At 70.5% G+C, this 10,260-nt stretch carries 7 protein-coding genes and 4 tRNA genes; 3 read left to right on the forward strand and 8 right to left on the reverse strand.

The genetic code is table 11. The features are described 5' to 3' along the window. Nucleotides 1-142: 142 nt before the first annotated feature. From AB0L75_RS32015 to AB0L75_RS32050, 8 genes are all read right to left on the reverse strand, one after another. Nucleotides 143-217, reverse strand: a tRNA-Asp gene (locus AB0L75_RS32015). Nucleotides 218-314: 97 nt separating this feature from the next. Continuing rightward, nucleotides 315-4,259 carry an ATP-dependent RNA helicase HrpA gene (gene hrpA, locus AB0L75_RS32020; RefSeq protein WP_365188005.1) on the reverse strand — a complete coding sequence of 1,315 codons (3,945 nt, stop codon included), beginning with the start codon at nucleotides 4,257-4,259 and terminating at the stop codon, nucleotides 315-317. Nucleotides 4,260-4,316: 57 nt separating this feature from the next. Further along, the gene (locus AB0L75_RS32025) at nucleotides 4,317-4,664 is read right to left on the reverse strand and encodes a hypothetical protein (RefSeq protein ID WP_365188008.1); all 348 of its coding nucleotides are present in this window, start codon (nucleotides 4,662-4,664) and stop codon (nucleotides 4,317-4,319) included. Further along, nucleotides 4,661-4,858, reverse strand: coding sequence for a DivIVA domain-containing protein (locus AB0L75_RS32030; protein WP_365188010.1), 198 nt, complete (start codon nucleotides 4,856-4,858; stop codon nucleotides 4,661-4,663). Before AB0L75_RS32030 ends, AB0L75_RS32025 begins: the two co-directional genes overlap by 4 nt. A gap of 53 nt (nucleotides 4,859-4,911) precedes the next feature. Continuing rightward, nucleotides 4,912-4,985, reverse strand: a tRNA-Phe gene (locus AB0L75_RS32035). A gap of 24 nt (nucleotides 4,986-5,009) precedes the next feature. After that, nucleotides 5,010-5,084: transfer RNA gene (locus AB0L75_RS32040), tRNA-Asp, on the reverse strand. A 36-nt stretch (nucleotides 5,085-5,120) separates the two neighbouring features. Continuing rightward, nucleotides 5,121-5,193: transfer RNA gene (locus AB0L75_RS32045), tRNA-Glu, on the reverse strand. An 80-nt stretch (nucleotides 5,194-5,273) separates the two neighbouring features. Further along, on the reverse strand, nucleotides 5,274-6,809 hold the full coding sequence (locus AB0L75_RS32050; protein WP_365188100.1) for a metallophosphoesterase: 1,536 nt from the start codon (nucleotides 6,807-6,809) through the stop codon (nucleotides 5,274-5,276). A gap of 127 nt (nucleotides 6,810-6,936) precedes the next feature. Between AB0L75_RS32050 and AB0L75_RS32055 the strand changes: the two genes are divergently transcribed. The 3 genes from AB0L75_RS32055 to AB0L75_RS32065 form a co-directional block, all read left to right on the forward strand. Beyond that, nucleotides 6,937-7,287 (forward strand): metallopeptidase family protein, encoded by a 351-nt coding sequence (locus AB0L75_RS32055; RefSeq protein ID WP_365188013.1) that lies wholly within the window; start codon nucleotides 6,937-6,939, stop codon nucleotides 7,285-7,287. 180 nt (nucleotides 7,288-7,467) lie between these two features. Beyond that, nucleotides 7,468-7,986, forward strand: a complete 519-nt coding sequence (locus tag AB0L75_RS32060; protein ID WP_365188016.1) for a hypothetical protein — start codon at nucleotides 7,468-7,470, stop codon at nucleotides 7,984-7,986. Nucleotides 7,987-8,281: 295 nt separating this feature from the next. Then, nucleotides 8,282-10,260: DEAD/DEAH box helicase (locus AB0L75_RS32065; RefSeq protein WP_365188019.1), on the forward strand; the 1,979-nt coding region annotated here is incomplete at its 3' end.

Genomic DNA, 10,260 nt, shown 5'->3' on the forward strand with positions numbered 1-10,260 from the left:
GGGGGTGCGGTCCTGACGGGATTTGCTGTGTCTGATTGCGGCTCCGCCGCGGGCGCCGCCTCTGTTCTGGCGGGGTGGTGGGTGTGGTGCGCGGGCATGGCGAAGGCCCCCCATCCGGATGGGATGAGGGGCCTTCTAGATGCGGTCCTGACGGGATTTGAACCCGCGGCCTCCACCTTGACAGGGTGGCGAGCACTCCAAACTGCTCCACAGGACCAGGTTTCGCGGCGCTTGGCTTGCTGCGTTGCGCTGCGAGAAGAGACTGTACAGGAGGTGGGGCGGCCTGGTCGAACTCACCCCCTGTACACGGGCGGTTACGGGACAGCCGCGTCGATCGCCTTCACGATCCGCTTGTCCGAGACCGGGTACGCGGTGCCGAGCGCGTGGGCGAAATAGCTGACCCTCAGCTCCTCGATCATCCAGCGGATGTCCAGGACCTGCCGCGGCACCGGACGGCCCTTGGGGAGCTGCTCCAGTAGCCAGGCGTACTCGTCCTGCATCTCATGGACCTTCTCCATGCGCGTGGTGTCCCGCTGGACGTTCGTCGGCATCTGCTGCAGGCGCCGGTCCGCGGCCACCAGGTAGCGCATCAGGTCGGGGAGGCGGCGTATGCCGGCCCACGTCACGAAACCGGGCTTCACAAGGGCGTCCAGCTGCTTGCGGACGTCCGCCAGGTTCGCGAGCAGCACCGGGCTGCTCACGGCCTTCAGACGGCGCTCACAGGCCTGCCAGGCGGCGAGGACCTGCTGCACCTGGGCGACCGTGCGGACCGTCGTGTCGACGATCTCCGCGCGCACCTTGTCGTACAGCTTGCGGTACGACTCCTCGTCCCACACCGGCCCGCCGAAGTCCGCGATCAGCTTGTCCGCCGCCGCCATCGCGCAGTCGTCGAACAGGGCCTGGATGGAGCCGTGCGGGTTGGCCGAGAGAGCGAGCTTCTGGGCGTTGGTCAGCTTCTCGGACGCGAACTTCGCCGGGTTCACCGGGATGTTCCGCAGGATCAGCCGCCGGGTGCCCTTCCACATGGCTTCCGCCTGCTCGGCCTCCGTGTCGAAGAGGCGGACGGAGACCGTGTCGCCGTCGTCCACCAGCGCGGGGTAGGCCTTCACCGGCTGGCCTGCGCGGCGGGTCTCGAAGACCCGGGTGAGGGTGCCGATCGTCCAGTCGGTCAGCCCCTTGCGCTCCAGGGACTCGCCGCCCTCGCGGGACGCGGTCGCCGCGGCCGCCTGGGACAGGGCCTGCCTCGCCTTCGGCTTCAGGCTGAGCTTCAGCGCCTCCAGGTCCTTGTCCTCGGCCAGCTTCCGGCGCCGCTCGTCGACGATCCGGAAGGTGATCGTGAGGTGGTCCGGGACCTTCGCCCAGTCGAAGTCCTCCGCCTCGAAGGGAACCCCGACCATCCGCTTCAGCTCGCGCGCCATCGTCACGGTCAGCGGCTCCTGGAGGGGCACCGCCTTGTCCAGGAAGGCCTTCGCGTAGTTCGGTGCGGGGACGTAGTGGCGGCGGATCGGCTTGGGCAGGGTGCGGATCAGCTCCGTCACCACCTCCTCGCGCAGGCCCGGGATCTGCCAGTCGAAGCCCTCGTCCGTGACCTGGTTGAGGACCTGCAGCGGGATGTGGACCGTGACGCCGTCCGCGTCGGCGCCCGGTTCGAACTGGTACGTCACCCGGAACTTCAGCTGCCCCTGCTGCCAGGAGTCCGGATAGTCGGCCTTGGTGACCGCCTCCGCCGACTCCCGGATGAGCATCTCCCGCTCGAAGTCCAGGAAGTCGGGCTGCTCGTGCCGCTTCCGCTTCCACCAGGAGTCGAAGTGGGCGCCCGACACCACATGGTCGGGGATCCGCTGGTCGTAGAAGTCGTACAGCGTCTCGTCGTCGACCACGATGTCCCGGCGCCGCGCCCGGTGTTCCAGCTCCTCGACCTCGCTGAGGAGTTTGCGGTTGTCGGCGTAGAACTTGTGGTGCGTGCGCCAGTCGCCCTCGACCAGCGCGTTGCGGATGAACAGCTCGCGACTGGTCTCCGGGTCGATGCGGCCGTAGTTCACCTTGCGCTGGGCGACGATCGGGACGCCGTACAGCGTGACCTTCTCGAACGCCATCACGGCCGCCTGGTCCTTCTCCCAGTGCGGTTCGCTGTACGTCCGCTTCAGCAGGTGCTCGGCGAGCGGTTCGACCCAGTCGGGCTCGATCCTGGCGTTGACCCGGGCCCAGAGCCTTGAGGTCTCCACCAGCTCGGCCGACATCACGAACTTCGGCTGCTTCTTGAACAGCGCCGAGCCCGGGAAGATCGCGAACTTGGCGTTGCGGGCGCCCAGGTACTCGTTCTTGCTGCCGTCCCGTACGTCCTTCATCCCGATGTGGGAGAGGAGGCCGGCGAGGAGGGAGACATGGATGCGGTCGTCGGCCGCGTCCTCCTCGTTGAGATGGATGCCCATCTGCTTGGCGACCGTGCGCAGCTGGGTGTAGATGTCCTGCCATTCGCGGATGCGCAGGAAGTTCAGGTACTCCTGCTTGCACATCCGGCGGAAGGAGCTGGAGCCCCGCTCCTTCTGCTGCTCGCGGACATAGCGCCACAGGTTCAGGAAGGCGAGGAAGTCGCTGGTCTCGTCCTTGAACCGGGCGTGCTGCTGGTCGGCCTGGGTCTGCTTGTCGGCCGGGCGCTCGCGCGGGTCCTGGATGGACAGCGCGGCGGCGATGACCATGACCTCGCGGACACAGCCGTTCCGCTCGGCCTCCAGGACCATCCGGGCCAGCCGCGGGTCGACGGGCAGCTGGGCCAGCTTGCGGCCGCTGTCGGTGAGGCGTTTGCGCGGGTCCTTCTGGGCGGGGTCCAGCGCGCCCAGTTCCTGCAGCAGGTGCACGCCGTCGCGGATGTTGCGGTGGTCCGGCGGGTCGATGAAGGGGAACTTCTCGATGTCGCCGAGGCCGGCGGCGGTCATCTGCAGGATGACGGAGGCCAGGTTCGTACGGAGGATCTCGGCGTCCGTGAACTCCGGGCGGGCGACGAAGTCGTCCTCGGAGTACAGGCGGATGCAGATGCCGTCGCTCGTCCGGCCGCAGCGGCCCTTGCGCTGGTTGGCGCTGGCCTGGGAGATCGGTTCGATGGGCAGCCGCTGGACCTTGGTGCGGTGGCTGTAGCGGCTGATGCGGGCGAAGCCGGGGTCGATGACGTACTTGATCCCGGGAACGGTCAGGGACGTCTCGGCGACGTTCGTGGCCAGAACGATCCTGCGCCCGGTGTGCTGCTGGAAGACCCGGTGCTGCTCGGCGTGGGACAGCCGCGCGTACAGCGGGAGGATCTCGGTGAACCTGTACTTCTTCCGCTCCAGCGCGTCCGCCGTGTCCCGGATCTCCCGCTCACCGGAGAGGAAGACCAGGATGTCGCCCCGGCCTTCGGCCTGGAGTTCCTCGACCGCGTCGCAGATGGCGGTGATCTGGTCCCGGTCGGCGTCCTCGGAGTCCTCCTCCAGCAGGGGCCGGTAGCGCACCTCCACCGGGTACGTCCGCCCGCTGACCTCGACGATCGGGGCGTCGCCGAAGTGCCGCGAGAAGCGCTCGGGGTCGATGGTGGCGGAGGTGATGACGACCTTGAGGTCCGGCCGCTTGGGCAGCAGCTGCGCGAGATAGCCGAGCAGGAAGTCGATGTTGAGGGACCGCTCGTGGGCCTCGTCGATGATGATCGTGTCGTAGGCGCGCAGCTCGCGGTCGGTCTGGATCTCGGCGAGCAGGATGCCGTCCGTCATCAGCTTGACGAAGGTGGCGTCCGGGTTCACCTGGTCGGTGAAGCGGACCTTCCAGCCGACGGCCTCACCGAGCGGGGTCTTCAGCTCCTCCGCCACCCGCTCGGCGACGGTCCGCGCGGCGATACGGCGGGGCTGGGTGTGCCCGATCATGCCGCGCACGCCGCGGCCCAGCTCCATGCAGATCTTGGGGATCTGCGTGGTCTTGCCGGACCCGGTCTCACCGGCCACGATGACGACCTGGTGATCGCGGATGGCCGCCGCGATCTCGTCCTTCTTCTGGCTGACGGGCAGCTGCTCGGGGTACGTGACGGCGGGCACGCGGGCACGCCGCGCACCGATCCGTTCCTCGGCCTTGCCGACCTCCGCCTCGATCTCGGCGAGGACGGCGGCGCGGGCCTCCGGCTTACGGATCTTGCGCGCGCCCTCGAGCCGCCGACCGAGCCGGTGCGCGTCGCGCAGCGACAGTTCGGTCAGACGGGGGGCGAGGGTGCCGAGAACGGGGGCGGGATGCGTAGACATACGCGATCCAGGATCTCACCCCGTGCGAAAAACACGCGAACGATTTGACGGTGGTGCTCAGGGGGCGCGCTGGGCCGGAGGGGTGGTGGCCGGCGGAACGGCGGTGGCGGGCGGTGCGGCGACGGCCGCCGCAGCAGCGTTCTGCTGGCCGAGCGCGATCGACTTCGCCGTGTTGGAGACGGCCTTGATGCCCAGGTAGGCGGTGGTCACGCTGCTGACCGCGGTGAAGGCGGCGGTCAGGATGCCGACGATCACGGACTTGTCGCCGTTGAACCGCCACGCCCCGATGATCGCGACCACGGCTATCGCCAGATTGCTGATGATGACCGCGAGCAGCCCGTACCGCGCCCGGACCTTCTCCAGCTGGGCGTCCGCCGTCACGGCGACGGCCTGGTCCTGGCTCATCTCCCCGTGCCCCCGTTCCGCAGTTGTGCGACTCGTGCGTCCACCTGCGCCCGGTCGTACCCGCGTCGGACGATGTCGAAAACCGGCGGCACCTCGGACGGCGTACCTTCGGCCAGCCCGGCCAGATAGGCGTCGACCTGGGCGCGGTCGTAGCCGCGCCGGGCGATCTCGAAACCGCGGAAGTCGTCTGCCATGCATACCCCCCTACGACGAAGGCCCCGTTCATCGAACGGGGCCTTCGTGGCTGTGGCTGGGGCCGGGGTCGAACCGGCGACCTTCCGCTTTTCAGGCGGACGCTCGTACCAACTGAGCTACCCAGCCACGGTGTTTCACGTGAAACACCAGCGGTCCTGACGGGATTTGAACCCGCGGCCTCCACCTTGACAGGGTGGCGAGCACTCCAAACTGCTCCACAGGACCAAGCGTGCGTGCAACAGTGTCGCACACGGTAATGCGTGCCCCCAACGGGATTCGAACCCGTGCTACCGCCTTGAAAGGGCGGCGTCCTAGGCCGCTAGACGATGAGGGCTATCGGCCCGCCTGGGCGCTTCTCAGCGCGTCGGGGACGTGAGAAGCATATGGGATGGCGAGGGCTATCGCCAAAACGGTTTACGGCGAGGGGGCGGGAGCGGTGCGGGAGGGGGACGTCGGGTCGGGGGTGGCGCTTGATTTCCCCGGGTGAGCCCGCTTGCGTGAGGCGTCGTCGGCCAGATGGCGGCTGACCTCGGCCGTCGTCTCGCCCAGACCGCCCAGCTTGATCGCGTCCCAGGCCTGGAGGCGGCGGCTGTCGCGGTCGAAGTAGAGGATCGAGGCCTCGATGGGTGCGGGGTAGGTGTGCTCCACCGCACGCAGCCCGCTGCCGCCCGTGGAGCCCTCCATGCGCAGCCTCGTGCCGTAGGGCAGCATCTCGTCGCCCTCGTGGTGCAGATGGCCGCACAGCACCAGCGGCACCTCGCCGTCCGTCTCACGGGCCGCAGCCGGCTCGTGGGCGACGGCGATGTCGACCGGGGTGTGCCGCGCCTTCTGGTCGCGCAGGGCGCTGGCCAGCCGGTCGCCCGCCAGCTGCTCGGCCGCGTCGCCGCCGGGCACCACCGAGCGGTCGGGGGTGAACTGCGGATCGCCGATGCCCGCGAAACGCAGGCCGGCGACCGTCTGCGCCCGGCCGTCGTCCAGGACGCGCACGTTCTTCATCCGCTGCAGATAGCGCTGGGTGGTCGGCGAGTCATGGTTGCCCCGCACCCAGACGTACGGCACGCCCAGGTCCCGGATCGGGTCCAGGAAGCCGTTCTCCGCCGCGATGCCGTGGTCCATCGTGTCGCCGGAGTCGACGATCACGTTCACCTTGTACTGCTCCACCAGTGAGGCGATGATCTTCCAGCTCGCCGGGTTGAGGTGGATGTCCGACACGTGCAGGACCCGGATGGTGGAGGGATCCGGCTGGTAGGCCGGGAGCGTGGAGGTGACGTCGTAGAGCTTCGTCACGTTCGCCACCAGGCGGGCCAGCTCCTTCTGGTAGACGTCGAAATCGGAGACGATGCTGCGCGCGTTGCCGACCACCGACGGTGCCGAGCTGAGCAGCCCGGAGAACTTCGGCTCCAATATCGACTTCGGGTTCCAGGTGGCGTACGCGCTCGCCCCGGACGCGGCCAGCAGGGTCAGGGCGAGGCCGCCGGCGGCAAGCGCCCGGCGGGGGCTGCGGTAGACGGCGAGGCCGAGGGCGGTGGCGCCGGCGACCACGGCGACACAGGAGCGCACCGCCAGGTCCAGCGTGTCGTGCTCGACATCCCTCGCGACCTCGTTCTGAAGGCCGGAGATCCGCTCGGGGTGGTCGACCAGGGCCTGGGATCGGAGCGGATCGAGCTGGTCCACGTTCACGTCCAGGCGGACCGGCGCCACATGGCTGTCCAGGGTGAGTGCGCCCAGCGGCGAGATGTTGATCTTCGTGCCGCCGGCGAGGGACGGGCGCAGCGCCATCGTGGTGTTCATGGGGCCGACCGGGGCCCGTACGTTCCCGACGATCAGCAGGCCCAGCCAGGCGCCGACAAGGACGACGGCCGTGAGACCGAGGGCGCGCAGCCAGGGGCGCGGACGGGTGGCGAGTGCCGGGGCGGGCAGCGGCCGGGGGCCTCGGCGGGAGGTGCGCATGCGGTTCGTCATCGTGCGGAGGGCTGCGACGGGAACGCGGACCATTGGTGCCGTATGCCCAAGTCCGGGCGTGGATATGCGGTGCCGCAGCACCCTCGTACGGGCCCCGGTACCGGACAATGACCGTGTGCTGGAGATGACGCGCGAGGAGTTCGAGGAGCTGGTCGCCGAGGCGCTCGACCGGATCCCGCCGGAGCTGATGCGGCTCATGGACAACGTGGCGGTGTTCGTGGAGGACGAACCGCCCGCCGACGACCCCGAGCTGCTCGGCCTGTACGAGGGCACACCGCTGACCGACCGGGGCGAGTGGTACGCGGGCGTGCTGCCGGACCGGATCACGATCTACCGCGGGCCGACGCTGAGGATGTGCGACAGCCGCGCGGACGTCGTCGCGGAGACCGAGGTCACCGTGGTGCACGAGATCGCCCACCACTTCGGCATCGACGACGCCCGCCTGCACGCCCTCGGCTATGGGTGACAGGCGCTCGGCTGTGGGCGAGCGGGGGGTGCGGCGTACCTGGGCCGGGAGTTCGGGGGGAGGCGGCTGAGGGGCCCGGTGCGGGTGTGCGGGCTGTGAAGCCTGCGGGGCGCGTGTCCTCTTGTGGGCGGCGGGAGTTGGGAAGGTTGACTCCTTTCCTTGCCTCCGGAGGTGGCCGCCGTGCGCCCCTTGCCCGTACCCGTCCGGCTCACCGTCACGGTGCTGGCCCTCGCCGCTGCCGCCGGCTGTGTGAACGTGGGTGACAACTCGGGCCCGGCCAGGCCCTCGCGCTCGGCGGGGCAGCACGGCGCGAAGGCACCCGACGGCGGCCCGGTGGTCGGCGCCGGCGGCTTCGGCGGGCACGAGGGCAGGGCGGGTGACAAGCACAAGCACGGCGGCAAGGCGAAGCCGGGCGAGTCGCCCTCCGCGTCGGTCAGCCCGTCCGGCGCGGACAGCGCGCCCGCGGCCCCGGCGAAGCCCGGCAAGCCGGGCAGGACCGTGAAGCCCGGCGACCCGGCGCCGACCGAGGCCCCGCCGACGCCACCGGCCACCTCCGCACCGCCCGAGCCCCCGCCCTCCACCCCGCCCCCGGCGACCTCGGAGCCCCCGTCGGCCGAGCCGTCCTCCTCGGCGCACGCGGAGCCGGGACCGCAGCTCGTCCAGCGCGAACCGGCGCCGACGGCGGGCGCACCGGCGTGACCGGCCGAGCCGGGGGAGCGGATCTGCCGCTCGGCGGGGTTCGGGCCGGCGATCACGAGGCTCAGGCCTGCGGCTATGGGGTTCGGACCTGCGGTGATGCGGCTCGGTTTGCCTTCAGGGGTGGTGAGTGCGTATGGTGGTAGATCGTTTGATCCCATTTGCCCGGCGCCACCACAGAGCGCGCCGTGTGGCGCGTACTCTCCCTTGCCGTGGCGGACCGCATTGAGGCGGTCGTGAGCGAATCACGGAGTTGACGGGCGCGTGCCGAAGAGACTCCGGAAGGTTTCGCATTCGCATGTCCGTGTCCAGTACTGACCAGTTTGTCGTGTCCGAGAACGAGTTCAACGAGCTGAACCAGCTCGACAGCGAACTCGCCGACGTGACGAACGAGGTCACCGAGGCCCCCGAGGCCGCTGACACCACCCCCCAGTCCCCCCAGATCACCTTCGCCGACCTCGGCCTGCCCGAGGGTGTCGTGCGCAAGCTCGCGCAGAACGGCGTCACCACCCCCTTCCCGATCCAGGCCGCGACCATCCCGGACGCCCTGGCCGGCAAGGACATCCTCGGCCGTGGCCGCACCGGCTCCGGCAAGACGCTCTCCTTCGGTCTGCCGACCCTGGCCCAGCTGGCCGGCGGCCGCACCCAGAAGCACAAGCCCCGCGCCGTCATCCTCACCCCGACCCGTGAGCTGGCCATGCAGGTCGCCGACGCCCTCCAGCCGTACGGCGACGTCGTCGGCCTGAAGATGAAGGTCGTCTGCGGCGGCACCTCCATGGGCAACCAGATCTACGCCCTGGAGCGCGGCGTCGACATCCTCGTCGCCACCCCGGGCCGGCTGCGCGACATCATCAACCGCGGCGCCTGCTCGCTGGAGGACGTGCAGATCGCCGTCCTGGACGAGGCCGACCAGATGTCCGACCTGGGCTTCCTGCCCGAGGTCACCGAGCTGCTCGACCAGGTCCCGGCCGGCGGGCAGCGCATGCTCTTCTCCGCGACGATGGAGAACGAGATCCAGACCCTCGTCGACCGCTACCTGAACGAGCCCGTCTCCCACGAGGTGGACGCGGCCCAGGGCGCCGTCACGACGATGTCCCACCACATCCTCATCGTGAAGCCCAAGGACAAGGCGCCGGTCACCGCCGCGATCGCCTCCCGCAAGGGCCGCACGATCATCTTCGTCCGCACCCAGCTGGGCGCCGACCGCGTCGCCGAGCAGCTGCGCGAGGCCGGCGTGAAGGCGGACGCGCTGCACGGCGGCATGACGCAGGGCGCCCGGACCCGCACCCTGGCCGACTTCAAGGACGGGTACGTCAACGTCCTGGTCGCCACCGACGTCGCCGCCCGCGGCATCCACGTCGACGGCATCGACCTGGTCCTGAACGTGGACCCGGCCGGCGACCACAAGGACTACCTGCACCGCGCCGGCCGTACCGCTCGCGCGGGCCGCACGGGCACGGTCGTCTCCCTGTCCCTCCCGCACCAGCGGCGCCAGATCTTCCGCCTGATGGAGGACGCCGGCGTCGACGCCGCGCGCCACATCATCCAGGGCGCCGGCGCCTTCGACCCGGAGGTCGCCGAGATCACCGGCGCCCGCTCCATGACCGAGGTCCAGTCCGAGTCCGCCGCCAACGCCGCCCAGCAGGCCGAGCGCGAGGTCTCCCAGCTCACCAAGCAGCTGGAGCGCGCCCAGCGCCGCGCCGCCGAGCTGCGCGAGGAGGCCGACCGGCTGGTCGCCCGGGTCGCCCGCGAGCGCGGCGAGGACCCCGAGACCGCGGTGGCCGAGGCCCAGGCGACGGCCGCGGAGGAGCTGGCGGTCGCCGAGGCCGCCGCTGTTGCCGCCGCCGAGCGGCAGGCTCAGCGCGAGGAGCGTCCGGCCGCTTCGGCGCCGTACGAGCGCCGGGAGCGGCGTGGCGGCTTCGACCGGGACCGTGCCGAGCGGGGCTTCGAGCGTCGCGAGGAGCGGGGTGAGCGCGGTGGCCGTGGTTTCGAGCGCCGTGACGAGCGTCGCCCGTTCGACCGCGACCGTGCCGAGCGCGGCTTCGAGCGCCGTGACGACCGGGGCGAGCGCGGTGGCTTCGAGCGCCGTGACGACCGTGGTGGCCGTGGCTTCGAGCGTCGCGACGACCGCGGTGACCGCCGCCCGTTCGACCGTGACCGCAACGATCGTGGCGGCCGTTCCTTCGAGCGCCGTGACGACCGGGGCGAGCGCGGTGGCTTCGAGCGCCGTGACGACCGTGGTGGCCGTGGCTTCGAGCGTCGCGACGACCGCGGTGC

Origin of the sequence: Streptomyces sp. NPDC052101 (assembly GCF_040680235.1) — a bacterium.
In the GTDB taxonomy this organism is placed as follows: Bacteria; Actinomycetota; Actinomycetes; order Streptomycetales; family Streptomycetaceae; genus Streptomyces.

Bases quoted from the DNA above. Each gene is read 5' to 3' on its own strand.
- AB0L75_RS32050 (WP_365188100.1), bottom strand. From the start codon at position 6,809: ATGCGCACCTCCCGCCGAGGCCCCCGGCCGCTGCCCGCCCCGGCACTC.
- hrpA (WP_365188005.1), bottom strand. From the start codon at position 4,259: ATGTCTACGCATCCCGCCCCCGTTCTCGGCACCCTCGCCCCCCGTCTG.
- AB0L75_RS32025 (WP_365188008.1), bottom strand. From the start codon at position 4,664: ATGAGCCAGGACCAGGCCGTCGCCGTGACGGCGGACGCCCAGCTGGAG.
- AB0L75_RS32030 (WP_365188010.1), bottom strand. From the start codon at position 4,858: ATGGCAGACGACTTCCGCGGTTTCGAGATCGCCCGGCGCGGCTACGAC.